This is a genomic window from Mycobacterium sp. Aquia_213, assembly GCF_026625985.1.
GTDB lineage: Bacteria > Actinomycetota > Actinomycetes > Mycobacteriales > Mycobacteriaceae > Mycobacterium.
Genome location: NZ_CP113116.1, coordinates 593,442 through 619,497 on the forward strand (window position 1 = coordinate 593,442; position 26,056 = coordinate 619,497).

Annotated in this window: 26 protein-coding genes; 14 read left to right on the forward strand and 12 right to left on the reverse strand. The window is 65.5% G+C overall.

Features of this window, described 5'->3' with window-relative positions:
• Positions 1-39 precede the first annotated feature (39 nt).
• The 6 genes from LMQ14_RS02785 (at position 40) to LMQ14_RS02810 (ending at position 5,547) form a co-directional block, all read left to right on the forward strand.
• Complete coding sequence (locus LMQ14_RS02785) at positions 40-972, forward strand: acetaldehyde dehydrogenase (acetylating) (RefSeq protein ID WP_267733328.1); 933 nt, start codon at positions 40-42, stop codon at positions 970-972.
• Positions 969-2,021 (forward strand): 4-hydroxy-2-oxovalerate aldolase, encoded by a 1,053-nt coding sequence (dmpG, locus tag LMQ14_RS02790; RefSeq protein WP_267733329.1) that lies wholly within the window; start codon positions 969-971, stop codon positions 2,019-2,021. The genes LMQ14_RS02785 and dmpG overlap by 4 nt, the downstream gene beginning before the upstream one ends.
• 77 nt (positions 2,022-2,098) lie before the next feature.
• Positions 2,099-2,407 carry a hypothetical protein gene (locus tag LMQ14_RS02795; protein WP_267733330.1) on the forward strand — a complete coding sequence of 103 codons (309 nt, stop codon included), beginning with the start codon at positions 2,099-2,101 and terminating at the stop codon, positions 2,405-2,407.
• Positions 2,408-2,495: 88 nt separating this feature from the next.
• Positions 2,496-3,623, forward strand: a complete 1,128-nt coding sequence (locus LMQ14_RS02800; RefSeq protein ID WP_267733331.1) for a hypothetical protein — start codon at positions 2,496-2,498, stop codon at positions 3,621-3,623.
• Complete coding sequence (locus LMQ14_RS02805; RefSeq protein WP_267733332.1) at positions 3,620-4,402, forward strand: SDR family oxidoreductase; 783 nt, start codon at positions 3,620-3,622, stop codon at positions 4,400-4,402. The genes LMQ14_RS02800 and LMQ14_RS02805 overlap by 4 nt, the downstream gene beginning before the upstream one ends.
• The gene (locus tag LMQ14_RS02810) at positions 4,402-5,547 is read left to right on the forward strand and encodes a sulfotransferase family protein (protein ID WP_267733333.1); all 1,146 of its coding nucleotides are present in this window, start codon (positions 4,402-4,404) and stop codon (positions 5,545-5,547) included. Before LMQ14_RS02805 ends, LMQ14_RS02810 begins: the two co-directional genes overlap by 1 nt.
• A 6-nt stretch (positions 5,548-5,553) precedes the next feature.
• On the opposite strand, the gene LMQ14_RS02815 is transcribed toward LMQ14_RS02810, so the two are convergent.
• Both LMQ14_RS02815 and LMQ14_RS02820 read right to left on the reverse strand, forming a co-directional pair.
• Complete coding sequence (locus LMQ14_RS02815) at positions 5,554-6,000, reverse strand: hypothetical protein (RefSeq protein WP_267733334.1); 447 nt, start codon at positions 5,998-6,000, stop codon at positions 5,554-5,556.
• A 4-nt stretch (positions 6,001-6,004) separates the two neighbouring features.
• The gene (locus tag LMQ14_RS02820; RefSeq protein ID WP_267733335.1) at positions 6,005-7,177 is read right to left on the reverse strand and encodes a Rieske 2Fe-2S domain-containing protein; all 1,173 of its coding nucleotides are present in this window, start codon (positions 7,175-7,177) and stop codon (positions 6,005-6,007) included.
• Between the two features lie 126 nt (positions 7,178-7,303).
• On the opposite strand from LMQ14_RS02820, the gene LMQ14_RS02825 reads away from it, so the two are divergent.
• Complete coding sequence (locus LMQ14_RS02825; RefSeq protein ID WP_085223407.1) at positions 7,304-7,828, forward strand: gamma carbonic anhydrase family protein; 525 nt, start codon at positions 7,304-7,306, stop codon at positions 7,826-7,828.
• A 10-nt stretch (positions 7,829-7,838) separates the two neighbouring features.
• On the opposite strand, the gene LMQ14_RS02830 is transcribed toward LMQ14_RS02825, so the two are convergent.
• From LMQ14_RS02830 to LMQ14_RS02855, 6 genes are all read right to left on the reverse strand, one after another.
• Entirely contained in the window at positions 7,839-8,819 is a 981-nt protein-coding gene (locus LMQ14_RS02830; protein WP_267733336.1) for an NHL repeat-containing protein, read from the reverse strand.
• Positions 8,820-8,927: 108 nt separating this feature from the next.
• Complete coding sequence (locus LMQ14_RS02835; RefSeq protein WP_267733337.1) at positions 8,928-9,881, reverse strand: NHL repeat-containing protein; 954 nt, start codon at positions 9,879-9,881, stop codon at positions 8,928-8,930.
• 107 nt (positions 9,882-9,988) lie between these two features.
• Complete coding sequence (locus LMQ14_RS02840) at positions 9,989-10,396, reverse strand: nuclear transport factor 2 family protein (protein WP_267733338.1); 408 nt, start codon at positions 10,394-10,396, stop codon at positions 9,989-9,991.
• On the reverse strand, positions 10,393-11,586 hold the full coding sequence (locus LMQ14_RS02845; protein ID WP_267733339.1) for a thiolase domain-containing protein: 1,194 nt from the start codon (positions 11,584-11,586) through the stop codon (positions 10,393-10,395). Before LMQ14_RS02845 ends, LMQ14_RS02840 begins: the two co-directional genes overlap by 4 nt.
• The gene (locus tag LMQ14_RS02850; protein WP_267733340.1) at positions 11,586-12,650 is read right to left on the reverse strand and encodes a thiolase domain-containing protein; all 1,065 of its coding nucleotides are present in this window, start codon (positions 12,648-12,650) and stop codon (positions 11,586-11,588) included. Before LMQ14_RS02850 ends, LMQ14_RS02845 begins: the two co-directional genes overlap by 1 nt.
• A 15-nt stretch (positions 12,651-12,665) precedes the next feature.
• Positions 12,666-13,658, reverse strand: a complete 993-nt coding sequence (locus LMQ14_RS02855; RefSeq protein ID WP_267733341.1) for a Zn-ribbon domain-containing OB-fold protein — start codon at positions 13,656-13,658, stop codon at positions 12,666-12,668.
• A gap of 71 nt (positions 13,659-13,729) precedes the next feature.
• Between LMQ14_RS02855 and LMQ14_RS02860 the strand changes: the two genes are divergently transcribed.
• From LMQ14_RS02860 to LMQ14_RS02870, 3 genes are read left to right on the forward strand one after another with little or no spacing between them, the layout of a single operon-like run.
• Complete coding sequence (locus LMQ14_RS02860) at positions 13,730-14,761, forward strand: LLM class F420-dependent oxidoreductase (protein WP_267733342.1); 1,032 nt, start codon at positions 13,730-13,732, stop codon at positions 14,759-14,761.
• A gap of 44 nt (positions 14,762-14,805) precedes the next feature.
• On the forward strand, positions 14,806-15,522 hold the full coding sequence (locus LMQ14_RS02865) for an acetoacetate decarboxylase family protein (RefSeq protein ID WP_267733343.1): 717 nt from the start codon (positions 14,806-14,808) through the stop codon (positions 15,520-15,522).
• Positions 15,519-16,715: a cytochrome P450 gene (locus tag LMQ14_RS02870; protein WP_420714600.1), complete on the forward strand. Its 1,197-nt coding sequence runs from the start codon at positions 15,519-15,521 to the stop codon at positions 16,713-16,715. Before LMQ14_RS02865 ends, LMQ14_RS02870 begins: the two co-directional genes overlap by 4 nt.
• Before the next feature lie 49 nt (positions 16,716-16,764).
• Here LMQ14_RS02870 and LMQ14_RS02875 read toward each other — a convergent pair whose 3' ends face one another.
• The gene (locus tag LMQ14_RS02875) at positions 16,765-17,577 is read right to left on the reverse strand and encodes a crotonase/enoyl-CoA hydratase family protein (RefSeq protein WP_267733344.1); all 813 of its coding nucleotides are present in this window, start codon (positions 17,575-17,577) and stop codon (positions 16,765-16,767) included.
• Between the two features lie 64 nt (positions 17,578-17,641).
• Between LMQ14_RS02875 and LMQ14_RS02880 the strand changes: the two genes are divergently transcribed.
• Together LMQ14_RS02880 and LMQ14_RS02885 are read left to right on the forward strand one after the other, a co-directional pair.
• Entirely contained in the window at positions 17,642-19,294 is a 1,653-nt protein-coding gene (locus LMQ14_RS02880; protein ID WP_267733345.1) for an acyl-CoA synthetase, read from the forward strand.
• A gap of 12 nt (positions 19,295-19,306) precedes the next feature.
• The gene (locus LMQ14_RS02885) at positions 19,307-20,074 is read left to right on the forward strand and encodes a fructosamine kinase family protein (RefSeq protein ID WP_267733346.1); all 768 of its coding nucleotides are present in this window, start codon (positions 19,307-19,309) and stop codon (positions 20,072-20,074) included.
• Between the two features lie 11 nt (positions 20,075-20,085).
• Here LMQ14_RS02885 and pstS read toward each other — a convergent pair whose 3' ends face one another.
• Complete coding sequence (gene pstS, locus LMQ14_RS02890; protein WP_267733347.1) at positions 20,086-21,216, reverse strand: phosphate ABC transporter substrate-binding protein PstS; 1,131 nt, start codon at positions 21,214-21,216, stop codon at positions 20,086-20,088.
• Positions 21,217-21,388: 172 nt separating this feature from the next.
• Here pstS and LMQ14_RS02895 point away from each other — a divergent pair, with 172 nt between their 5' ends.
• Positions 21,389-22,213, forward strand: coding sequence for an amidohydrolase family protein (locus LMQ14_RS02895; protein ID WP_267733348.1), 825 nt, complete (start codon positions 21,389-21,391; stop codon positions 22,211-22,213).
• The gene (locus LMQ14_RS02900) at positions 22,210-23,760 is read left to right on the forward strand and encodes an acetolactate synthase large subunit (RefSeq protein ID WP_267733349.1); all 1,551 of its coding nucleotides are present in this window, start codon (positions 22,210-22,212) and stop codon (positions 23,758-23,760) included. The genes LMQ14_RS02895 and LMQ14_RS02900 overlap by 4 nt, the downstream gene beginning before the upstream one ends.
• Positions 23,761-23,829: 69 nt before the next feature.
• Here LMQ14_RS02900 and LMQ14_RS02905 read toward each other — a convergent pair whose 3' ends face one another.
• Entirely contained in the window at positions 23,830-24,543 is a 714-nt protein-coding gene (locus LMQ14_RS02905) for a hypothetical protein (protein ID WP_267733350.1), read from the reverse strand.
• Between the two features lie 4 nt (positions 24,544-24,547).
• The gene (fadD17, locus tag LMQ14_RS02910; RefSeq protein WP_267733351.1) at positions 24,548-26,056 is read right to left on the reverse strand and encodes a long-chain-fatty-acid--CoA ligase FadD17; all 1,509 of its coding nucleotides are present in this window, start codon (positions 26,054-26,056) and stop codon (positions 24,548-24,550) included.

The window sequence follows — 26,056 nt, forward strand, 5'->3', positions numbered from 1 at the left end:
TTTTGAATCAGTTGATTTAACGCTTCGAAAGGCAGCATCATGCCGTCAAAGGCGAGTGTGGCGATTGTCGGGTCGGGAAATATCAGCACCGACCTGCTCTACAAGCTCCTGCGATCCGACTGGCTGGAACCGCGCTGGATGGTGGGGATCGACCCGGAAAGCGAAGGCCTGGCGCGGGCCCGCAAGCTGGGTTTGGAAACCACGCACGAGGGCGTCGACTGGCTGCTGGCCCAGTCCGAGAAGCCCGACATGGTGTTCGAGGCCACCAGCGCCTATGTGCACCGGGACGCGGCGCCGAAATATGAAGCCGCCGGAATCCGGGCCATCGACCTGACGCCGGCCGCGGTGGGTCCGGCGGTCATTCCGCCGGCGAACCTGCGCCAGCATCTGGATGCACCGAACGTCAACATGATCACCTGCGGTGGGCAGGCGACCATTCCGATCGTCTACGCGGTCTCTCGGGTGGTGAAGGTGCCTTACGCCGAGATCGTGGCGTCGGTGGCGTCGGTGTCCGCCGGACCGGGCACCCGGGCCAACATCGACGAGTTCACCAAGACCACCAGCAAGGGCGTCCAGACCATCGGCGGGGCCGAGCGCGGCAAGGCGATCATCATCCTGAACCCGGCCGACCCGCCGATGATCATGCGCGACACCATCTTCTGCGCCATCCCCGAGGACGCCGATCACGACACGATCGCCCAGTCCATCCGCGACGTGGTCGCCGAGGTGCAGACCTACGTCCCCGGCTACCGGCTGCTCAACGAGCCGCAGTTCGACGAACCGTCGGTGGTCAACGGCGGCAACCACCTGGTCACGACGTTCGTCGAGGTCGAGGGTGCCGGCGATTACCTGCCGCCGTACGCCGGAAATCTCGACATCATGACGGCGGCGGCCACCAAGGTCGGCGAAGAGATAGCGAAGGAATCCCTGGCGTCCGCGGCTGGCAAGACAGCGGGAGGAGTACAGGCATGAGTACCGACATTTTCTTCAACCCGGTTTGGGATGTCCGCATGACGGACACGTCGCTGCGCGACGGCTCACACCACAAGCGCCACCAGTTCACCAAGGACGAGGTCCAGGCGATCGTCTCGGCCCTCGACGCGGCCGGGGTGCCGGTGATCGAGGTGACCCACGGTGACGGCCTCGGTGGCTCGTCGTTCAACTACGGCTTCTCCAAGACTCCCGAGCAGGAGCTGATCAAGCTCGCCGCCGAGACGGCCAAAGAAGCCAAGATCGCGTTCTTGATGCTGCCCGGCGTCGGCACCAAAGAGGACATCAAAGAGGCCCAGGACAATGGCGGGTCGATCTGCCGGATCGCCACGCATTGCACCGAGGCCGACGTCTCGATCCAGCACTTCGGTCTGGCTCGCGAGCTGGGCCTGGAAACCGTCGGGTTTTTGATGATGGCCCACACCATTGCGCCGGAGAAGCTGGCCGCGCAGGCCCGCATCATGGCCGACGCCGGCTGCCAGTGCGTCTACGTCGTCGACTCGGCCGGCGCTCTGGTGCTCGACGGCGTCGCCGACCGGGTCTCGGCCCTGATCGCCGAACTCGGCGACGACGCCCAGGTCGGTTTCCACGGGCACGAGAACCTCGGGCTCGGCGTGGCCAACTCGGTCGAGGCGGTGCGCGCCGGTGCCAAGCAGATCGACGGCAGCGTGCGCCGGTTCGGTGCGGGCGCGGGTAACGCGCCGGTCGAGGCCTTGATCGGTGTGTTCGACAAGATTGGCGTCAAGACTGGCATCGACTTCTTCGACATCGCCGACGCCGCCGAGGACGTGGTGCGCCCGGCCATGCCGGCCGAGTGCCTGCTGGACCGCAACGCGCTGATCATGGGCTACTCCGGGGTCTACTCGAGCTTCCTCAAGCACGCCGTCCGTCAGGGCGAGCGTTACGGCGTTCCGGCCCACGAGCTGCTGCACCGGGCCGGCCAGCGCAAACTGATCGGCGGCCAGGAAGACCAGCTGATCGACATCGCACTCGAGATCAAGCGCGAGCAAGAAAGCGCGGTAACGCGCTGAACCCGCTGTTGTAACGCACCGGCTTCGCTTTGCTGGGGCACAGCCCGGGCACAGCTGACGTCGGTAGCCTGGCCCGCATGAGCACATCCAACACACGCGGCCTGCGTCGCCGCGGACTGTACGGCCTGCTCGCCGGCGGGCTACTTTCTGCAACCGCCGCGACGGTGATCGGGCTGCCCCTGGCGGCCACAGCTAACGCGGATCCGTGCAATCAGACCGTGGGTGAGTCCATCAACGCGTATCTGACCCGGCATCCCGATGTGAAGCAGACGCTGTCCGCCAAGTCTCAGGCGGAGGGCGGCGGCCCCAATGTCATGGACTACCTGAATCGGCATCCCGATGTCCGCCAGCACCTGATCGACCTGTCCCAGCAGTGCACCTCGTAGCGAGCGGGCCTCGTCGATAAACGTCTGCGACGACGCGCGGGAATGTTCGCCATTGACGAAAAAGTAGAACACGTTCTAGCGTCTAGGCGTGTTCTCTGATCCCCTTGCCTCCGCGATCGCCGAGGCCGAGCAGTTAGTAACCGCCGCACCGTTCATCGAGACCGAAGCCGATCTGCTCGAAGGACTGCAGTATCTGGCCGGTGGAATCTCGGCCTGTATCCATATGGCGGTCGACTACGACCGCGACCATCCGTTCCTGCAGTCGGGCACCGGGCCGTTCACCAAGATGGGCCTGGACAACCCGGACACCCTGTACTTCGGCACGCGCGTGCACGCCAACCACGACTACGTGGTCACCGGCGTACGGGGCACCACCACCGACCTGAGCTTCCAGTTGCTCGGCGGCGAGTACACCGACGACAACGTGCCCGCCAGCCAGGCCGCGTTCGACGACCGCGAGCTCGAGATCGCGGCCGACGGCACCTTCGAGTGGCGGGTGCGACCGACCAGTAACGGCCAGCTGGTGATCCGTGAGGTCTACGGCGACTGGTCAGCCCAGCGTGGCACGCTGGCGATCTCCCGGCTGGACACCGCCGGCACCGCGCCGCCGCCACTGACCCGCGAGCTCATCGAAAGGCGTTATGCGACAGCGGGAAAGCAACTCATCCAACGGATCAAGACCTGGCTGCAATTCCCGCAGTGGTTTTACGACAACCTCCCCGTCAACACGCTGACCGCACCGCGGCTCACCCCGGGTGGCCTGGCGACGCAGTACTCGTCGGTCGGGCATTGGGATCTGAATCCGGACCAGGCGCTGATCATCACCATTCCGGTCAGCGACGCGCCTTACCTCGGGTTCCAGCTCGGCAGTCTGTGGTACATCTCGCTGGACTACATCAACCACCAGACCTCGCTGAACAACACGCAGGCACAGGCGGATCCGGACGGCAAGGTCCGCATCGTCGTCGCCGATGCAAATCCGGGTGTGACCAACTGGGTCGAGACCCTGGCGCACCGACGCGGATACCTGCAGTTCCGCTGGCAGCGAGTGTCGCGCGAGCTGACCGATGCCGACGGCCCGACGGTCGAGCTGGTCGACCTCGACGCGGTGGCGAGCAAGTTGCCCTACTTCGACCACAACAAGATTTCCGAGGACGACTGGCGCGCGCGAATTACACTGCGCCATCAACAAATTCAGGCAAGGATGCTGGGATGACGAAGTTGCTCGATGGCAAGGTAGTGGTGATCAGCGGTGTGGGCCCGGGTCTGGGCACCACATTGGCGCACCGATGCACGCGGGAAGGCGCCGATCTGGTGCTGGCTGCGCGCACTCCCGAACGCCTGGACGACGTCGCCAAGCAGATCGCCGACATCGGCGGCCGTGCGACGACGGTGCGCACCGACATCACCGAAGACGACCAGGTGAGCAACCTCGTCGACGCTACGCTGGAGGCCTACGGCAAGGTCGACGTGCTGATCAACAACGCGTTCCGGGTGCCCTCGCTGAAGCCGTTCTCGGGTACCAGCTTTCAGCACATCCGCGACGCTATCGAACTCAGCGCGCTGGGTGCGCTGCGCCTGATCCAGGGCTTCACCCCGGCGCTGGCCGAGGCAAAGGGCTCGATCGTCAACGTCAACTCGATGGTGCTTCGGCACTCGCAGGCGAAGTACGGCGCCTACAAGATGGCCAAGTCCGCGCTGCTGTCCATGTCCCATTCGCTGGCCACCGAGCTGGGGGAGCAGGGCATCCGCGTCAATTCCGTTGCTCCCGGCTACATCTGGGGTGAGACGCTGCAGGCATACTTCAACCACCAGGCCGGCAAGTACGGCACCACCGCCGAGCAGATCTACGACGCGACCGCGGCCGACTCCGACCTCAAGCGGCTGCCCACCGAGGACGAGGTGGCCTCGGCGATTCTGTTCATGGCCAGCGACCTGTCCAGCGGCATCACCGGCCAGACGCTGGATGTCAACTGCGGGGAGTACCACACCTAATGGCGGAACGCACCGACGTCGGCACCGTCGAGGACATGCACGCGTCGGCCACCAAGCTGGTTGGGCTAGACGACTTCGGCGTCGACGACGACAACTACCGTGAAGCGCTGGGGGTGCTGCTGGAGTCCTATCGGCGCGACGCGAACCTGACTTCGTTGGGCAGCAAGATGAATCGGTTCTTCTTGCGCGGCGCGTTGGTGGCCAGGCTGTTCTCGGAGTCCGCATGGAAGCAGTATCCGCAGTACGCCGACGTCGCCATCGAGCGGCCGATCTTCGTCACTGGGCTGCCGCGCACCGGCACTACGATCTTGCACCGCCTGCTCGGTGCCGACCCCGTCCATCAGGGTCTGCATTTGTGGCTGGCCGAGTTCCCGCAGCCGCGTCCGCCTCGCGACACCTGGGATTCAAACCCGTGGTACAGCCAGCTCAACGCGCAGTTCACCAAGGCGCACGAGGAGAATCCGGACTACACCGGCCTACATTTCATGGCCGCCTACGAGCTGGAGGAGTGCTGGCAGCTGCTGCGCCAGTCGCTGCATTCGGTGTCGTACGAGACGCTGTCGCACCTACCGACCTATTCGCAGTGGCTGTCCCAGCAGGACTGGACGCCGTCGTATCGGCGGCACCGCCGCAACCTTCAGTTGATCGGCCTCAACGATGTCGAAAAGCGTTGGGTGCTCAAGAATCCCAGCCATCTGTTCGCGCTCGACGCGTTGCTGGAGACCTACCCGGACGCGCTGGTGATCCAGACGCACCGGCCGGTGGAGACGATCATGGGATCGATGTGCTCGCTGGCGCAGCACACCGCCGAGGGATGGTCGGACACCTTCGTGGGGGCGCAGATCGGCGCGGATTCAATGGATACCTGGTCACGCGGGCTGGAGCGATTCAACACCGTGCGCGCCAAACACGATCCGGCCCAGTTCTACGACGTCGACTACCGCGATTTGATCGCCGATCCGCTCGGGACTGTCGCCAATGTGTACCAATACTTCGGCATGGATCTGACTGACGAGGCCCGAAAGGCTATGGAGGACAGCCACGCCGAGAGTCAGACCGGCGCGCGGGCTCCGAAGCACAAGTACTCGCTGGCCGACTACGGGCTCACCGCCGACGAGGTCAAGGAACGCTTCGCGGGGCTGTAAGCCGACCTAGTCTTCGTCGGGGCGCTCCAGATAGCCCTCGGCGACCGCGTGTTCGATGCTGTCGGACAGCCGCGGGCACGACCTGGTTCGTGCGGTGTCGCCGCCGGATTCCCGCACCTCGGCGAAGTGGGCGCACCGCTGCGACGCCTCGGCATTCCATTGCACCGCAGTATGTCCCGGACCCAGTCGTCGCACGCTCACCGTGATGTGGCAGAAGCGGCAATCCACCGGCTGCAGACCTGAGGTGAGGTAGCGCTCCCGGTCGGCCAGGCTGGCCTCGCGGACCGCGGCAGCACGCTGCGGGTCGTTCGTGAAATCCCTTGACTTCGACCAGGATCCAGACCCACCGTTGCGGGCGGGCTTGTCCTCGTGATCGTGGCCGTCGCCATGCAGCAGCAGCATCGATCGGGCGAGCCGATCGACGTCGGGAACCGCCGGCTGATCGTCAGGCATGTCGTCAGTGTTGTTCGACTGGAACTTCTTCGGCCGCAGCGGTTTCGGCGTCCTGTGCCTTGAGGTTCTCGGCCACCTCGACGTTCCAGTGCTCAATGGCGCGGCTGGTGTCCACCTCGATCTCGAAGCGCTCCACCATCTCCGGCTCGACATCGGCGGCATCGACGTAGAACTGCTGATACCAGCGACGCAGCTGGTACACCGCGCCGTCTTCCTCGACCAACAGCGGGTTGTCGATCCTGGTCTTGTGCTTCCAGATTTCGACGTCCTGCAGGAAGCCCTTGCTGACACCCTCGGTGAAGACTTTCGAAAGCTTGTTGGTCATCTTTTCGTCCATGCCCTTGGGCTTTTCGACGATCACGCCCCACTGCAGCATGAAGGAGTTCTGGGTCACCGGGTAGTGGCAGTTGATCAGAATCGACTCGGCCTTGTATCCGCCGTAGCTGTTGTGCAGCCAGTTGATCATGAACGACGGGCCGAAATAGGACGCTTCGGAGTCCAGGTGCGCCTCGCCGTAAGAGGTGCCCAGATCGTTGACATCGGGGCGGCCCACGTTGTGCAGGTATTGCGAAGCGATGTGGCCCTCGAAGACGTTCTTGAAGTAGGTCGGCAAGCCGAAGTGGATGTAGAAGAAGTGCGCCATATCGGTGACATTGTCGATGATGTCGCGGCAGTTGGACCCTTCGATGAGGATGCTGTTCCAGCGCCACTCGGTCCACTCGTCACTGTGGGATTCCGGGATGTCCGGAATGCGAACGGCGGGGTCCGGCGGGTTGTTCTCGTGGTCGTGCCAGACGAACAGCAGGCCGCCGCGCACATCGGTAGTCCACGACCGGGTGCGCGCTGTTTTCGGCGTGCGCTTGGCGTAAGGCACCAGCTTGCAGCGGCCATCGCCACCCCAGCGCCAGTCGTGGAACGGGCAGGCGACCTCGTCGCCCTTGATCGTGCCCTCGGACAGGTCCCCACCCATATGGCGGCAGTAGCCGTCGAGAACCTTGATGTCGCCCTGCGAGTCCGCGAACACCACCAGCTTGGTGCCGAACGCCTGAATCGAGTGCGGCTTGCCGTCCCGGAAGTCCTCCGCGACGCCCAGGCAGTGCCAACCGCGGGCGTATCTGGTCGGCAACGCGCCGGGATCGATTTCCCGGATGCCGACCGCTTTAGTGTCGGTAGTCACCTGTCACCTCCAGCTTGCTGGCCTTCTAACTAGAACACGTTACAGTTTTTAGACCCGCGCGCGCAACGACAGCGGGCCTAGCTGCGTTGTCCCGGGGGTGCTTCATGCTTGGGGTATATCTAGACGATGCCACTGTTTGCATTCGAGGGTCGAGCGCCAAGGATCGATCCCACAGCCTTCGTGGCGCCGACCGCGACCCTGATCGGCGACGTTACGGTCGAGGCCGGGGCGTCGGTCTGGTTCAACGCCGTACTGCGCGGCGACTATGGGCCGATCGTCGTGCGGGAAGGCGCCAATGTGCAGGACGGCTCGGTGTTGCACGCGCCGCCAGGGATCCCCGTCGATATCGGACCGGGTGCGACGGTGGCCCATATGTGCGTCATTCACGGCGTTCACGTCGGTTCCGAGGCACTGATCGCCAACCACGCCACCGTTCTCGACGGTGCGGTGATCGGTGCGCGCAGCCTGGTTGCAGCCCATTCTCTGGTGACGGCCGGCACGCAGATCCCGGCCGGGGTGCTCGTTGTCGGATCCCCGGCCCAGATCAAGGGCCCCATCGCCGGAACGGGCGCCGAGATGTGGATCAACCTGAACCCGCAGGCCTACCGTGACCTCGCGCAGCGGCATCTCGCCGGGCTGGAGCCGATCTAGACCGCCTGGGTCAATGCGTGAGTTCTGTCGGCTGATATCCCGCCGGCAACTTCAGCACCCGGTTGTGGAAGTCGACCACATACACGTCGTCCTGAGGCCCGACCGCTATCCCATAGGGCGCGAACAGATCACCGAAAGGCAGCAGGGACACCATGTTCGAGCCCGCCGTCAGCCGTAGCACCCGGTTGTTGTTCAAGTCGGTGACGTAGACGCTGTTGCTGCGGTCGATGGCCACACTGTTCGGAAAGTTCAGGCCGGTGAACGGGAGGATGACCGGGGTGGTCGTGCCCGCGGCCAGCTTCTGCACCCGATTGTTGCCCGCGTCCGCGACATAGATGGCGTCGGCGCTGTCCACCGCGAGATCGTAGGGCTGGTTGAGTCCGGTGAACGGCACCGGAACCTGAACATTCGAGCCGACGGGCATTTCGAGCACCTGGTTGTTCTTGAAATCGGCGACGTAGACATTCCCGACGCTGTCTGCCGTCACGCCATGGGGCTCGGTCAGACCGGTGAACGGAAGTTCGATCTGGGTCTTGGCGCCGGCCGGAAGTTCCAGCACCCGCTTGTCGTTCTCGTCAACGGCGTAGAGATCGCCCTTGGTGTCCACCGCCAGACCGGCCGGGCGGTTCAGCCCGGTGAACGGCAACTCGATTGGCGTGTTGGAGCCGGCCCGCAACTCCAGCACCCGGTTGCCGCCCGAGTCGGCGACGTACACATTGCCGGCGCTGTCCACCTCCACCCCTTCGGGATCCGCGAGGGTGAACGGCAGCACGACAGGGCCGGGAGCGGACGGCGCGGAGCTTGACGTCACGGTCTGCGTGGACGCGGCCTTGCCGGACGATGTGCGCCCGAAGGCGAAGTATCCGACCAGGCCGAGGATCGTGATGATCACGACGGCCGCGGCGCCCAGGATCGCTGGGGTGGGCCGGGACCGTGGCGCCTTTGGCGGCTTTGCCTTCGCCGGCGCTTCGAACTCCCAATCGTCGTCCATGCGCCGGCTCCTCAACCACCACGGTGTTCGCGACACCAGGACACTACCGCGCGGTATTCCCGACGCATAGCAAGATGCGGAGAAATACTCGCCCTGCGGAAGTCTGGGCTAATTCGCAACGGGGATAGGTTGGTATCCCGCTGGCAGTTTGAGCACCCGGTTGTGGAAATCGGCGACGTAAATATCACCCTGAGGGCTCACCGCCACCTCAAACGGCGCGCTCAAATTGTTGAAGGGCAGTCTGGACTCGGTATTTGTGCCGGCCGCGAGCTTGAGCACCCGATTGTTGTTCAGGTCGGTCACATACACGTTGCCGCTGTGGTCGATTGCCACACTGTTCGGAAAATTCAGACCGGTGAATGGAAGGTCGACCGGGTTGGTCGTGCCCGCGACCAGTTTCACCACCCGGTTGTTGCCGGCGTCGGCCGCGTACACGGTATCGGCCTCATCCACGGCAAGGTCGTAAGGCTGTTTGAGTCCGGCGAATGGCAACTCGACCTGAGTATTCGAGCCCGCGGGCAATTCCAGCACCCGATTGCCCTGGAAGTCGGCGACGAAGACGTTCCCGCGGCTATTCACCGCGATTCCGTGAGGATCCTTGAGCCCGGTTATCGGCAATTCGATCTGCGTGCTGGAGCCGGCCGGCAGTTTCAGTATCCGATTGTTTCTCTGGTCGACGACATAGACGGCATTGTTGCCGTCCACCGATAGACCGCCCGGCTCCTTGAGCCCGGTGAACGGGAGCACGGTCGGTTTGTCAGCGCCGGCTTTCAGCTGCCACACCCGGTCGGTGCCCGCGTCGGAGACGTATACGGTGCCCGCACCGTCCACCTCCAGCCCGTCGGTATCGACGAACTCGAAGGGCAGGGCGACCTCACCGGACCGTGCCCCGAGACTCGGCGTCGGACCGGGTTTGGTCGCGGCCTGGGTTGTCCGCCCGAACAACAGGTAGACGGCGACGACCGCGAGAATCAGCAGGATTGCGGCGCCCGCGATCGACAGGATCCGCAGGCGTTTATGCGACGGAGTCGTTGCGGGGGTATCGAACTGGGCATCGAACACGGGCCGACTCCCTCACCCCCCACGGTGATCACGACAGAAGGACACTACCGCGCGACGTTGCACGCGCACAGGAAGTTCCAGGTTAATTTCGGGAATTTGCGCCGGACTTAGACCTTGCGGGTATTCGCGACCGCGCGGTCCATTTCCCAATACGCGCGCAGGGCAACTAGTTTGCCCTCGTCGTTGGCCTTGTAAGTGAACACGCCTTCGGCCGTTGTCTGGTAGTCGCCCGTCGTGATCAGGATGTGGCCGACATTGGCTTCCTCGTTGCCGCATTGGTAGGTATCGCGGAAGACGAACTCGATTTTGGTGGTGGGGGCGATGGCCTTGTCCCAGAACGCCGAGATCGCATCGCGGCCGCGGTGTCCCTTGCCTTCGGGGTCGAAGGCCGACGGTCCAATGGGGTCTTCGACGATGGCGTCGTCGGTGAACACCGCGAGCCAGGCTTCTTTGTCCCTGGCCCCGACCGCTTCGCGTGAGCGACGGCCGCCCTCGTGGGCCGGATGTTCGCTCACGCGCTTGCTTTCTCGGGCTTGTCCGCGCCGACCACCCACATGGAGTAGTACTGCGAGCCGCCACCGTAGGCGTGCCCCAACGCTTTTCGGGCACCGGGCACCTGGTGATCGCCGCCCTTGCCCATCACCTGGATCGCCGATTCGGCGAAGCGAATCAGGCCGGACGCGCCGATCGGGTTCGACGAGAGCACGCCGCCGGACGGGTTCACCGGGAGCTTGCCGCCGATCGCGGTCTCGCCGGACTCGGTGAGCTTCCAGCCCTCGCCCTCGGGTGCAAAGCCGAGGCTTTCCAACCACATTGGCTCGAACCACGAGAACGGCACGTAGATCTCCGCGACGTCGATCTCGTCAATCGGGCTCTTGATACCGGCGCCCTTCCACAGCGCCGCCGCCGCGTCACGGCTGGCCTGCGGGCTGACCTGGTCGCGGCCCGAGAACTGCAGCGGTTCGGTGCGCAGCGCGGTGGCGTGGATCCAGGCCACCGGATGTCCTTGCGCCAGGCGGGCTTCGGCGTTCTCTTCGTTGCCGATCACGACCGCGGCGGCACCGTCGGAAGACGGGCAGGTCTCGTCGTAGCGGATCGGGTCCCACAACATAGGGGACTCCATCACCTTCTCCACGGTGATGTCGGGTTGATGCAGATGCGCCAGAGGGTTGCGGGCTCCGTTGAGCCGGTCCTTGACCGCGACGATGGCACCGATGTTCAACGGTGCACCCGAGCGGCGGATGTAGGAGCGCACGTGCGGGGCGAAGTAGCCTCCCGCGCCGGCACCGACCGGCTTGATGAAGGGAATGGGAATCGACAACGCCCACATGGCATTTGATTCCGACTGCTTCTCCCAGGCCATCGCCAGCACCCGGTTGTACTTCCCGGACTGCACCAGGCTGGCGGCCACCACCGCGGTCGACCCACCGACCGAACCCGCGGTGTGCACCCGGATCAGCGGCTTGCCGGTGGCGCCGACGGCGTCAGCCATGAACAGCTCCGGCATCATGACGCCCTCGAAGAAGTCCGGCGCCTTGCCGACCACGACCGCGTCGATGTCGTCGAAGGTGGAACCGGAGTCTTCCAGCGCGCGGTCGATCGCCTCGCGCACCAGGCCGTTCATCGAGACGTCTTTTCGCTTGGCTACATACTTGGTCTGCCCGGTACCCAGTACCGCGGCGAGATGCGCTCCTGCGCCGGCCATCAGTTCGTTCCTTCCATGACCGCGACGAGATTCTGTTGCAGCGCAGGCCCGCTGGTGGCGTGCGCCAGCACCCGATTCGCAGAACCGTTCCAAATGTGTTGTGCAGCAAACCCGATGCGTTCGAGACCGGCAACAAACATGGGGTTGGCCGACAGTGCTCCGCCGGACGGATTGACTTTCGTCTTTCCCGGGATCCGGATGGCGTCCGCCAGGATCAGGTGCTGGTGGGTGAAGGGTGCGTGGATCTCGGCGACGTCGAGGTTGGCGGTGTTGGCGCCGGTGGCGGCCTTGGTCGCGGCCCGCGTCGACGGGGAGTCGGTGAGGTCGCGGGCACCGAGCACCGGGGTTTCGATGCGATGCTCGATTCCGGTTATCCACGCCGGGTTTTCCCGCAACTCGCGAGCGCGATCGTCGGCGGCCAGCACGATTGCCGCCGCGCCGTCGGTGATCGGTGCGATGTCGTGCCGTCGCAACGGGTCGGCGAAGAACGGCCGCTCCAGCAGGTCTTCCACATTGACCGCAGACTCCACCTTGTCGACCCGGCGGGCGTTGGCGAATGCATCGAATGCGACCCGGGCCATCTGTATTTCGGTCCACTTGCCGGAGTCGAGCCCCTGGCGGGCCTGCAGTCCGGCCAGCGACACCGAGTCCGGCCACAGCGGCGCGACGGTATAGGGGTCGGTCTGCCGCGACAGGATCTGGCGGAGGATGCCGGCCGAGGACTTGCCGAAGCCGTACACCAGCGCGGTGTCCACCTCGCCGGTCAGGATCTTGATGTAGGCCTCGTAGAGGGCCCAGGCCGCGTCCATCTCGACGTGCGACTCGTTGATCGGTGGAACAGCGCCGATCGAGTCGATGGCCGAGATGAACGAAAAGGCTCGTCCGGCAAGGTAATCGGACGATCCGGAGCACCAGAAGCCGATGTCGGTCCGGGCGATGCCCAGCTCCTCGTAGAGCTGGGCGAAGCACGGAATCAACATCTCGACGCCGTTGGTGGTGCCGTCGGTGCGGCGGACATGCGGGGCGTGGGCAAAGCCGACGACCGCAACATTGCGTTCGCTCATGTGCAGGTGGGCCCTTTACAGGTGGTGCTTGTAGGTGTCGTACTCGGCGTCCGGTTCACCGGTGGGCCGGAAGTACTCGATGTTGTCGATGCCAAAACCCCATTCCTCCCGGGGCCTCCACACCGCTTCCACTCGCATGCCCATCCGCACCTCGTGTGCGTCGATGTCGGCGACCAGATGCAGGAACGGGATGTCGGCGCCGTCCAGCAGCACATACGCGGCCACGTAGGGCGGCTTGATGCGCTGGCCCTGGAACGGGATGTTGATGATCGCGAACGTTGTCACGGTGCCCTTGTCCGGCAGCTCGACGAACTCGGTCGTGGGCTGGCCGGTGGCCGGGTCGGCGCCGTGCGGCGGGAAGTAGACCTTGCCGTTCTTCCCGGTGCGCGCGCCCAGCAGCTTGCCTTCCGCGATGGCGCGCAAGTAGGCGCTCTCCTCGTGCGACGCGGTGTGCTGAATGGTCAGCGAGACCGGCGTGACGATCATCGTGACCGGGTCCTGGTCGCTGGCGACCGGCTCGACCGGCTCTTTCTCGTCACCAAGCTTGAAATAGGCGATATCGGTGATGGCGCCGACCGTCTCGTCGGCCCAGTGCACATGCACGCGTGCGCCGGTGTTGATCTTGTCCGGTTCACCGGCGTCGACCGCGTGAATCAACGGGGTGTCGGCGCCGTCCAGCTTGATCAGGGCCCAGGCGAACGGCCGGTCCAGCGGCTGGCCCTCCAGCGGGTCGGGCTGCCAGGTCCAGGACACGACGGTGCCGACGGATGAGACCGGTACCATCTCGCCCAGCGGTTCGTAGGTAACCGGGTCGTATTCGGCCGGTGGCACATGCACCCGGCCATCCGATCCGCGCACTCCGAGGACGCGGCGCTCACGCAGTGCGGTGAAGAACTTGCCTAGCGTGGCACCGACTGAACGGGTGTAGTCGAAGGCGAGAGTTAACGGCGCTGAGAGGGGCGGCTCGGAGTGATCGATCGTGGTCGGGCCGCTCGAAGTGGCTGTCACGTCAACGAGTAGAACAGGTTCTAAGAACCGATTCAATATCGGGTCCGGTTCGGCCAGGAAAGGTGCGAGAAATGAAGCTGGGTTTGCAGCTGGGGTATTGGGGCGCTCAGCCGCCGGAGAACCACGCGGAACTCGTCGCCGAAGCGGAGGCCGCCGGATTCGACGCCGTGTTCACCGCCGAAGCATGGGGTTCCGACGCCTACACACCGCTGGCCTGGTGGGGTTCGTCGACGCAGCGGGTGCGGCTGGGCACGTCAGTCGTTCAGCTCTCCGCGCGCACCCCGACCGCGTGCGCGATGGCGGCGCTCACCCTCGACCACCTCAGCGGCGGCCGGCACATTCTCGGGCTCGGGGTGTCCGGGCCGCAGGTCGTGGAGGGCTGGTACGGCCAGTCGTTTCCCAAGCCGCTGGCCCGCACCCGCGAGTACATCGACATCATCCGGCAGGTGTGGGCCCGCAAGGCGCCGGTGACCAGCGACGGCCCCCACTACCCGCTACCGCGAACCGGCGAGGGCACCACGGGCCTGGGCAAGCCGCTCAAGCCCATCACCCACCCGCTGCGCGCCGACATCCCGATCATGCTGGGCGCCGAGGGGCCGAAGAACGTCGCGCTGGCCGCGGAGGTCTGCGACGGCTGGTTGCCGATCTTCTACACGCCACGGATGGCCGACACCTATAACGAGTGGCTGGACGAGGGCTTCGCGCGGCCGGGCGCCCGCCGCAGCCGCGAGGACTTCGAGATCTGCGCGACGGCCAACATCGTCATCACCGAGGACCGCAGCGCCGCATTCGCGGCCATGAAGCCCTACATCGCGCTCTACATGGGCGGCATGGGTGCCGAGGACACCAACTTCCACGCCGATGTCTATCGCCGGATGGGTTACGCCGAGGTGGTCGACGACGTCACCAAGCTGTTCCGCAGCAACCAGAAGGACAAGGCCGCCGAGATCATCCCCGACGAGGTCATCGACGATGCCGCGATCGTGGGCGACGTCGACTACGTCCGTAAGCAGATCGCGGCGTGGGAAGCCGCCGGCGTCACGATGATGGTCGTCTCCGGTCGCTCTCCCGAGCAGGTCCGAGACCTCGCCGCGCTGATCTAGGCCGGGGCTTGCCCCGTCAATAGAACGGGTTCTAGATTGACCGGATGACTGTGTCGCAGCACACCATCGCGGGCACCGTCCTCACCATGCCGGTGAGGATCCGCCAGGCAAATCAGCACATGGCGATGTTCTCGGTGGACGCCGACGCCGCTCAGCACCTGATCGACTACAGCGGCCTGCAGGTCTGCCGCTACCTGCCCGGGCGCACGATCGTGGTCCTGATGCTGATGCACTACATCGACGGAGACCTGGGCCAGTACTACGAGTTCGGCACCAGCGTGATGGTCAACCCGCCGGGGTCGACCGCGAGCGGGCCGCGCGCCTTGGGGTCCGCCGGCGCCTTCATTCATCATCTGCCCGTGGACCAGCCGTTCACTCTGGAGGCGGGGACGAAGATCTGGGGTTACCCGAAAGTCATGGCGGACTTCACGATTCGCGAGGGCCGTCAGTTCGGGTTCGACTGCGTGATCGACGGGCAACTGGTGATCGGGATGGACTTCCGTCCCGGCCTGCCGATCCGGCTGACCCCACGCCAGCAGGCGCAGCGCAGCTACTCCCACCGCGACGGGATCACCCGCGAGACGGCCTTCGAGCACACCCTGGACGGTGTACGGACACGGCTTGGTGGCGTGAGCGTCCGGCTGGGCGATCATCCATACGCGAAAGAGCTTGCATCGCTTGGTCTTCCGAAGCGTGCGTTGCTGTCCAGCTCTGCTGACCAGGTTCAGATGACATTCGGCGATGCCCAGGAGATCTCATGACGATGACCAAACCCGACGTCGACTTGACGGACGGTGCTTTCTACGCCGGTGACTCCCGGTCGATCTACAAATGGATGCGCGAGAACGAGCCGGTCTTCAGAGACCGCAATGGGCTGGCCGCGGCCTCGACGTATCAGTCCGTCATCGAGGCCGAGCGCAACCCGGAGTTGTTCTCGAATGCCGGCGGCATCCGCCCCGACCAGCCGGGCGTCGAGATGATGATCGAGATGGACGATCCGCAACATCTGTTGCGCCGCAAGCTCGTCAACTACGGGTTCACCCGCAAGCGGGTGAAGAACCTCGAGGCCTCGATTACCTCGCTGTGCGACACGCTGATCGACGCGGTGTGCGAACGCGGTGAGTGCGACTTCGTCTGGGACCTGGCCGCGCCGCTGCCGATGGCGGTCATCGGCGACATGCTCGGTGTGCGTCCCGAGGAACGCGCGATGTTCCTCAAATGGTCCGACGATTTGGTCAGTTCCTTGAGCAGCACTGCGGCCGAGGCGGATATCCAGGTCACGATGGAGGCCTTCGCCACCTACAGCCAATACATGATGGGCATGATCGAGGAGCGCAAGAAGGACCCGACCGACGACCTGGTCAGCGTTCTCGTACACGCGCAGGTCGAAGGGGCGGGGCTGGAAGACCACCAGATCGTCACCGAGGTGCTGCTGCTACTGATCGGCGGCGACGAGACCACGCGGCACACGCTGTCGGGCGGAACCAGGCAACTGCTGCAGCACCCCGATCAGCACAAGCGCCTGGCCGGCGATCTGAGCTTGCTGCCCAACGCAATTGAAGAGATGCTGCGCTGGACCGCGCCGGTGAAGAACATGGCGCGCACGATCACCGCGGACACCGAGTTCCACGGGACCGAGTTGCACGAGGGCGAGAAGATGATCCTGCTGTTCGAGTCGGCGAACTTCGACGAGAAGGTCTTCGACGAGCCGGAGAGTTTCAACATCGAGCGCTACCCGAACAACCACCTCGCGTTCGGCTTTGGCACGCACTTCTGTCTCGGCAACCAACTCGCCCGTCTCGAGCTGTCGATCATGCAGACGCGGCTGCTGCAGCGCCTGCCGGACATGCGGCTGGCCTCTCCAGACGCGCAGCTGCCGTTGCGGCCGGCGAACTTCGTGTCCGGCCTGGAGAAGATGCCCGTCACGTTCACCCCCAACGCCCCGCTGGCCTAGGCCTTTGCGCGGCGTGCGCCCAGGCGCTAGGCGCGGCAGGCGCAAGGCGCTACTTGTTCTGGAAGTTGGGCTTGCGCTTTTCGGCGAACGCCCGCGGGCCTTCCTTGGCGTCGTCGGACAAGAACACCTTGATCCCGATCTGGGTGTCGATCTTGAACGCGTCGTTCTCGTGCATGCCCTCGGTCTCGCGGATCGCCCGCAGAATCGCCTGCACGGCCAGTGGGCCGTTGTTCTCGATCAGCTCGGCGATCTCGAGCGCCTTGGTCAGCGCCTGCCCGTCCGGCACCAGATGCCCGATCAGGCCCATCTCCTTGGCCTCGGCGGCGGTGATGTGCCGGCCGGTCAGCAACAGGTCACAGGCGACGGTGTAGGGGATCTGGCGCACCAGTCGGACGGCCGAGCCGCCCATCGGGTACAGGCTCCACTTGGCCTCGGAGATGCCGAACTTGGCGCTCTCGCCCGCGATGCGGATGTCGGTGCCCTGCAGGATCTCGGTGCCCCCGGCGATCGCGGGTCCCTCGACGGCGGCGATCAGCGGCTTGGTCAGCCGACGGCCCTTCAGCAGGGCGTCGATGCGTGACGGGTCGTAGCTGCCGTCCTTGAAGGATTCGCCCGGCGGCTTCTTGGTTGCTGCCTTGAGGTCCATGCCGGCGCAGAAGTAGCCACCGGCCCCGGTCAGGATGCAGCACCGGATGTCATCGTCGTTGTCGACGCGGTCCCAGGCCTGCACCATGATTTCCATCATTTCGGTGCTCAGCGCGTTGCGGGCGTGTGGTCGGTTCAGGGTGACGATGAGGGTGTGACCGCGCTGCTCGACCAGCGCGTCGGGTCCCGTTGGTTCGTTTGCTGGCGCCTCCGCCACGGCTACCGCCTTTCACTCCACGTCGAGCATGAACTTGTCAAGAAATGTAACACGTTCTAATTTGGTGGCCGTGGCCCTGAATATTGCCGACCTTGCCGAGCACGCCATCGACGCCGTGCCTGACCGTGTAGCGCTCATCTGCGGCGATCAACAGCTGACCTACGCCGAGCTGGAGGAGAAGGCCAACCGCCTCGCGCACTACCTGGCCGAACAGGGTGTGCAGAAGGACGACAAGGTCGGACTTTACTGCCGCAACCGCATCGAAATCGTGATCGCGATGCTCGGCATCATCAAGGCCGGCGCCATCCTGGTGAACGTCAACTACCGCTACGTCGAGGGCGAGCTTCGCTACCTGTTCGACAACTCCGACATGGTCGCGCTGGTCCACGAGCGCCAGTACTCCGACCGGGTGGCGAATGTCTTGCCGGAGACGCCCAATGTCAAGACGATCCTCGTCGTGGAGGACGGCAGCGACAACGACTTCCAGCAATACGGCGGCGTCGAGTTCTACGCCGCGATCGCGCAGAGTTCACCCGAGCGCGACTTCGGCGAACGCAGCGCCGACGACATCTACCTGCTCTACACCGGCGGCACCACCGGATTCCCGAAGGGCGTGATGTGGCGCCACGAGGACATTTACCGCGTGCTGTTCGGTGGAACCGACTTCGCCACAGGCGAATTCATCTCCGACGAGTACGACCTGGCCAAGGCCGCCGCGGCCAACCCGCCGATGGTCCGGCACCCGATTCCGCCGATGATTCACGGCGCCACCCAGTCGGCCACCTGGATGTCGATCTTCTCGGGTCAAACCACCGTTCTCGCACCGGAATTCAACGCCGACGAAGTCTGGCGCACGATTCACGACCACAAGGTGAACCTGCTGTTCTTCACCGGCGACGCGATGGCGCGACCGTTGCTCGACGCGCTGCTGGCGCACCAGGACAAGGGCAACGAGTACGACCTGTCGTCGCTGTTCCTGCTCGCCTCCACCGCGGCGCTGTTCTCGCCGAGCATCAAGGAGAAGTTCCTCGAGCTGCTGCCCAACCGGGTCATCACCGACTCGATCGGCTCCTCGGAGACCGGCTTCGGCGGCACCAGCATCGTCGCCAAGGATGCGCCGCACAGCGGCGGCCCGCGGGTGACGATCGACCACCGCACCGTCGTCCTCGACGACGACGGCAACGAGGTTCAGCCCGGCTCGGGAGTGCGCGGCTTCATCGCCAAGAAGGGCAACATTCCCGTCGGCTATTACAAGGACGAGAAGAAGACCGCCGAGACGTTCAAGACCATCAACGGCGTCCGTTACGCGATCCCCGGCGACTACGCCACGGTCGAGGAGGACGGCAGCGTCACGATGCTCGGCCGTGGCTCGGTGTCGATCAACAGCGGCGGCGAGAAGATCTACCCCGAGGAGGTCGAGGCCGCGCTCAAGGGGCACCCCGACGTCTTCGATGCCTTGGTGGTCGGTGTGCCCGATCCCCGATACGGGCAGCACGTGGCAGCCGTCGTGCAGGCGCGGTCCGGGACGCGGCCGTCGCTGTCGGAGCTGGACAGCTTCGTGCGTTCCGAGATCGCGGGATACAAAGTGCCGCGCAGTCTTTGGCTCGTCGATGAGGTGAAGCGTTCGCCCGCCGGTAAGCCCGACTACCGCTGGGCCAAGGAGCAGACCGAGGCGCGTCCGGCCGACGACGTGCATGCCGCTCACGCGACTGCCTGACGCCCGCGCCGGGTGACCGACTTCGTCAAACAGCACGCGGGCGCGCCCGCCGGCTACTTCGCCTGGGAAGCCGCGGGGCTGCGATGGCTTTCGGCGGTCGCCGGCGGCGTGCCCGGTGCGCCGATCGTTTCGGTTGACGCAACGAGCCTGACCCTGCGCCGACTCGAATCGGTGCGTCCCGACCCGGCGGCGGCGCACATCTTCGGCAGCCAACTGGCCGTCACGCACGACGCGGGCGCGCCGGCATTCGGCGCGGGTCCCGACGGCTGGGATGGGCCGGGCTTCTTCGGGCCGTTGTCTCAACCATTGCCGATGTCGCTGCGGCGCCACCTGCGCTGGGGCGAGTTCTACGCCGAAGAGCGGCTGGCTCCGATGCTCGAACTCGCGACGGCGCACCTCGATGCGTCGGCCCGTGACGCGATCGACGCCGTGCTGGCGCGTTGCCGGGCAGGCGATTTCGACGATGACGACCGGCCGGCCCGGCTGCACGGCGATTTGTGGGGCGGCAACGTGATGTGGACGCCCGACGGTGTGGTGCTGATCGACCCGGCCGCGCACGCCGGGCATCGCGAGACCGACCTGGCGATGCTCGCGCTGTTCGGCTGCCCGCACTACGACGACATCGTCGTGGGCTACCAGCAGGTACGACCGCTGCACCCCGGTTGGCGCGACCGCATCCGGCTGCATCAGCTCTTTCCGCTGCTGGCCCATGTCGTGTTGTTCGGGGGCGGGTACGCGGCGCAGACGCATGCCGCCGCCCGCGCCGCGCTGGCCGTCTGAGAAGAATTCAGCTAGCTGGTGATCTTGGCGATCTGAGCCTCGGACAGCTTCTCGACCGAGTCCGGCAGCGGCCGAAGGTAGATGTGTACCGCGTCCAGGAAGTTGGGTTTGCTGCCGTCGGTCACCACCCAGTGCAGGAAAGCCTGCATCGTCTGCGCCACAGCGGGATCCTTCTGCTTGGCGTAGACGATCGCGTACTCGTAGTTGACGATCGGGTAGCCGTTCGGGGCGGGCCCGTTGACCAGCGAGAGCACCTGGTTCGCGGGCACCTGCGCGGCGGACCCGGCGGCCTCTGCCTCAATGCTTTCGGCCTCGGGCATTACGTAATTGCCCGACGCATTGGCCAACTGGGCCTCGCCCAGTCCCCTTTGGCTGGCCTGCTCGTGGTAGCTGCTCGCGAGATAGGCGATGCAGCCCTGGTTTTCGGCACAGCGGGTCACCATGCCCGCCATGCCCGGCACGCCGGTCTCACCGAGTGCGCCCGGCACCGCGGGGAAGTCGATGGTGGCGCCGAAGCCGGGCGACTTACCCCAGCCCTCGGGGTCCTGCTTGGACAGATACTGGGTGAACAGGAAGGTGTCGCTGGTCCCGGGGTCGGAACGGTGGAGCGGAACGACCTGAGTGGGCGGCAGACTCACCCCCGGGTTCAGAGCGGCGATCTGCGGGTCGTTCCAGGTTTTGATCGTGCCCTGGTACATGGCCGCCAGCACTTTGCCATTCAGTTTGAGGCTCTCGGTGACACCGGGCAGGTTGTAGTGGACGTACACGGCGGAAACGGTCAGTGCGATGTTCATCAGCCCTGGGTGGGCCGCCATGTCAGCCTCGGACAGGGGGACGCCGGAAGCGCCGAGGTTGACCGCCCCGGCCGCAGCCTGCAAGATCCCGACCGCGGCCGGCTGGCGGTCGATATTGATCGTGACATTGAGGTACTTGGAGTGATAGGCCGCAACCCACGCAGCGAGCACCGGGTAGAGATCCTTGGAACCGATCTCCGACAAGACCACTTTTGACGTCGGCGGCGCGGTCGCGATGTCGACGGCGGCGACGGAGGTCGACGAAGCACCTGTTGAGTTCGAACCGCAGGCAGCTGTGATCAGCATCAGCGGCACGGCCGCCACCAGTACGCGCAAACGAATTTTCATCAGCCCTCATCAAGTTTTCCGTTTGTGCCTGTGGGCCCTGGGACGACACCGAGAAGCCTGCGAACACTATTGCAGCTCCGCGCTTGTCCCACAGCAGTTGTTTTGGATGGCTCCTCCTCAACCAGCCGCCTGCTCGGTCTAGCCCGTCCGGGCCGTCTACAGTCGAAGCGCGATGACGATCGATGTGTGGATGCAGCACCCGACTGCGCGGTTCCTGCGCAGCGACATGCTGGCGTCGCTACGTCGCTGGACCGGAGGGTCCATCCCGGACGCCGATGTTCCGATCGACATCACGGTCGCGGCGATGGACGCGGCCGACGTCGGCTTCGGGCTGCTCAGCGCGTGGTACGGCCCCAACGGTCAGGACCTCATTTCCAACGACGAGGTCGCCGCATGGATTCGGTTGCACCCGAACCGGTTTGCCGGTCTGGCGACCGTCGATCTCGATCGCCCGATGCAGGCGGTCCGCGAGCTACGGCGCCGGGTCGCCGAGGGATTCGTCGGCCTGCGGGTGGTGCCCTGGCTGTGGAACGCGCCGCCCACCGATCGCCGTTACTACCCGCTGTTCGCCGAGTGCGTCGAGGCCGCCGTTCCGTTCTGCACCCAGGTCGGTCACACCGGCCCGCTGCGGCCCTCGGAGACCGGGCGCCCGATTCCCTACATCGACCAGGTGGCGCTGGACTTTCCCGAACTGGTGATCGTGTGCGGACACGTCGGCTATCCATGGACCGAGGAGATGGTGGCCGTCGCGCGCAAACATGAGAACGTCTACATCGAAACGTCGGCCTACACCATCCGGCGGCTGCCCGACGAACTGGTCCGGTTCATGAAAACCGGTACCGGACAACGCAAAGTCCTGTTCGGCACCAACTACCCGATGATCACTCACGCGCATGCTTTGGCCGGGCTCGACGAACTCGGGCTCGACGACGAGGCGCGCCACGACTTTCTCCACGGCAACGCCGAACGCGTATTCAGACTGGAGGCAAACAGGTGAACGGTGCGCAGGCTCTGATCAACACCCTGGTCGACGGCGGTGTCGACGTCTGCTTCGCCAACCCCGGCACCTCGGAGATGCATTTCGTGGCCGCGCTGGACACCGTTCCTCAAATGCGAGGCGTGCTAGCCCTTTTCGAGGGCGTCGCCACGGGAGCGGCCGACGGATACGCTCGTATCGCCCAGCGGCCGGCGGCGGTGCTGTTGCATCTGGGCCCCGGATTGGGCAACGGCCTGGCCAACCTGCACAACGCGCGGCGGGCTCACGTACCGATGGTGGTCGTTGTCGGGGACCACGCCACGTATCACAAAAAGTACGATGCCCCACTGGAATCCGATATCGATGCGCTCGCGGGCAGCGTCTCGGGCTGGGTGCGCCGCACGGCCACTGCCGCCGACGTGGCACTCGACGCCGCCGAGGCGATCGCGGCGTGCCGGGCCAGCTCGCAGATCTCCACGCTGATCCTGCCCGCTGACGCGTCCTGGTCGGACGGCGCCGCGCCCGCCGCCGCGACACCAGTGCGGCCGGCAAGCGCGGACCCGCTGCTGGCGGCCGAGGTCGCGGAGGTCTTGCGATCGGGAGAACCGGCGGTGATCATGGTGGGCGGCGACGCCACCCGTGCCGCCGGGCTGGCCGCGGCCGCGCGGATAGCGCAGGCGACCGGGGCCCGCTGGCTGTGCGAGACCTTCCCGACGCGCCTGGCACGTGGCGCCGGCGTCCCCGCCGTCGAACGGCTGGCGTACTTCGCCGAGGCCGCCACGGCCCAACTGGATGGCGCCAAGCATCTGATCCTGGCCGGTGCCAAATCTCCGGTGTCCTTCTTCGCCTACCCGAACATGCCCAGCGACCTGGTCCCGGCCGGCTGCGAGGTGCATGTGCTCGCGGAGTACGGCGGTGCGGCCGACGCGCTCATTGCATTGGCTGACGAGATCGCCCCCGGCACGGTTGCCCCATTGGCCGCCGCCCTGCGCCCGCAGCTGCCGACCGGCGCGCTGACCTCGGCGTCGGCGGCCGACGTGATCGGCGCGCTGATGCCCGAACGGGCGATCGTCGTCGACGAGTCGAACACCTCGGGTCTGCTGCTGGCACAGGCCACCGCGGGTGCACCGGCCCATGACTGGCTGACGCTGACGGGCGGGGCTATCGGCTACGGCATCCCCACCGCGGTCGGTGCCGCGGTGGCTGCCCCGGACCGTCCGGTGCTCTGCCTGGAATCCGACGGGTCGGCGATGTACACGATCTCGGGGCTGTGGACCCAGGCGCGCGAAAACCTCGACGTGACCACGGTGGTGTATGACAACAGCGCCTACGACATCCTGCGCATCGAGCTGCAACGAGTCGGCGCCGGGTCTGCCCCCGGCCCCAAGGCGCTGGATCTGCTCGATTTATCGCGACCCACAATGGATTTCGTCAAGATAGCCGAAGGCATGGGGGTACCGGCCCGGCGGGTGAACACCGCCGAGGAGTTCGCCGATGCGCTGCGCGCAGCCCTCGCCGAACCCGGGCCGCATCTGATCGACGCGGTGGTGCCGTCGATCACCGGTTAGGCGGTTTTCTCGACCACGCGCCTCGTACTGGTGCCGGTGGCATCGCGCTGCCCCTGGAGTTCGTATCCGTCAATAACGGGCCAGCACGGGAAGCCGGCTGACGAGCCAGTCCGTCACCGTGTTGACGACCTCGACTCCGGTTTCAAAGCCGCCATCGCGGACTTCGGCCGCCAACGCCACGCCCCATTCCCCGGACGGCGTGGACAGGATCCCGAATTGCCGCACCAGGTACTCGCCATCGGTGCCCGGACCCCAACCACCTTTAGCCGCAGAGCCATTGGCGGCCAGGCCCCATCGGTGATCGGGTGTGAGGTCAGCCATCAGCTCGATCACGTCCGCGGCGCCGGGGATCAACGACAACTCCGCGGCGAATCGCGCTTGCCGCTGCAGAGTCCACTGCGTCTGGCCGAACGCGGTGAAACCACGTCGTAGCCGCCGCGATTCGACCACCGTCGCGGTATCGCCACCTTCGGCAACGACGCCCTGTACCTTGCGCGCCGCGTCGACCGGCTCGCCCAGCAGCGACCACAACTGTTCGGATGCGCGATTGTCCGATTCGGTGATGGCCTTGACGGTCAGCTCGCGCGCGTTGAGCCAATCGCTGCGCAGTGCCGCGATCGCCAGCGGCACTTTGATCGTCGACCAGGCGACGCCCGACCACCACCTGCCCAGTGAATAGGTCCGGTCCGGGCGGGCGATCGCAACACCAATGTTCGCCGGTACCACATCGGAAAGCTGTTCGAAGCTCGCTTCCAACGCAAGCTCAAGGGGCCGGGACGTCATCGGGTTATCGGGGTATCGGCCATACCCGATCATGGCAGTCGATGCCTTCGGCCGCCAACTGGCGTTTGAGCACCTTGAATGTCACCGTGCGCGGGAGCTCTGCGCTGATCCTGACGTTCGACGGCCATTGCTTGGGCCCTAGGTCGGGCTGCTCGGCCAGGAACGCCCGAAATTTCTCGGCATCGAATTCGCTGCCCTGCCTCATCACCAGTGCAGCCATTACCTGGTCGCCGACCACCGGATCGGGGATCGCGTACACGGCGACCTCGGCCGCATCGGGGTATCGCAGCAGTACCCGTTCGATCGGTGCGGCGCCCAGGTTCTCTCCGTCGACGCGCATCCAATCGCCAAGCCGCCCGGCGAAATAGGCATAGCCGGCTTCATCGCGGTAGGCGAGGTCTCCGCTGTGATAAACCCCGCCGCGCATCCGCTCGGCCATCGCGGCCTCGTCGTTGTAGTAACCCTCGAAACCACCGGCTCCGGTCGTGTTCACCAATTCGCCGGCGATCCCCGGCGGGCACGGCTCGCCCGTGTCCGGGTCGATGATGTCGACTCCCTCAGGCAGCGGACCCAGCGAACCGTCGGGAGTTTCGGGGGTCCGGGCTATGGCCACTCCGAGTTCGGTCGAACCGAACCCGTCCTGCACCAAACAGCCGAACCTGCGGGCGAACCGCTCGACGTCGTGCGGGACACCCTCATTCCCGTACACCGCCCGCAGTGGGTTGTCCGCGTCGTCGGGTTGTTCAGGCGTGGAAAGCACATAGGACAGCGGCTTGCCCACGTAGTTGGCGTAGCTGGCGCCATAGCGACGCACATCCGGTAGGAAGCCCGACGCAGAGAACTTGCGCCGCAACGCTAGTGAGCCCTGACACGCGGCCGCCACCGCCCAACCGACCAGCACCGCGTTCGAATGAAACAACGGCATCGACACGTAGCAGACGTCGTCGGCGCTGAGGCTGAAGCGCTCCGTCATCCGCAGACCAGCCGACGCGACCTTGCCGTGGCTGACCATCACCGCTTTGGGGTCGCCGCTGGTGCCCGATGTGAAAAGCAGTATGAACAGGTCCGTGGGCGACGCGGATTGGAAGGCCGGCTTGGCGTCGCGGTGCGCGGCCACCTCGTCGGCCCATTCCGGCGAATCGACGTTGAGGTGCGCGATATCATCCAGTGTCTCAGCTGATTTCGCGTCGGCCAGTACCAGCTGGCAATCGGCCTTGCCGATGTCGCGGGCCAGCGCCTCGCCGCGCCGTATCGGGTTCAGGCCAACCGGCACGATGCCTGACATGCCGGCGGCCACCAGGATCGCGGAGAAGAATGGGGTGTTTTCCAGCAGCACGCCGACGTGCGGTGGCTTATCCGGGTCCAGCCGCGCACGCAGCGCCGCCGTAATCGCGGCGGCGTGCTGGAGATGATCGCGCCAGCTGACAAACGAGTCTTCGAAGTAGACGCCTCGGTCGTCGATCTCAGCCAGCGGTACCAGCAGGTCGGCGACGGTCGGGTCAGTCAAAGTCAC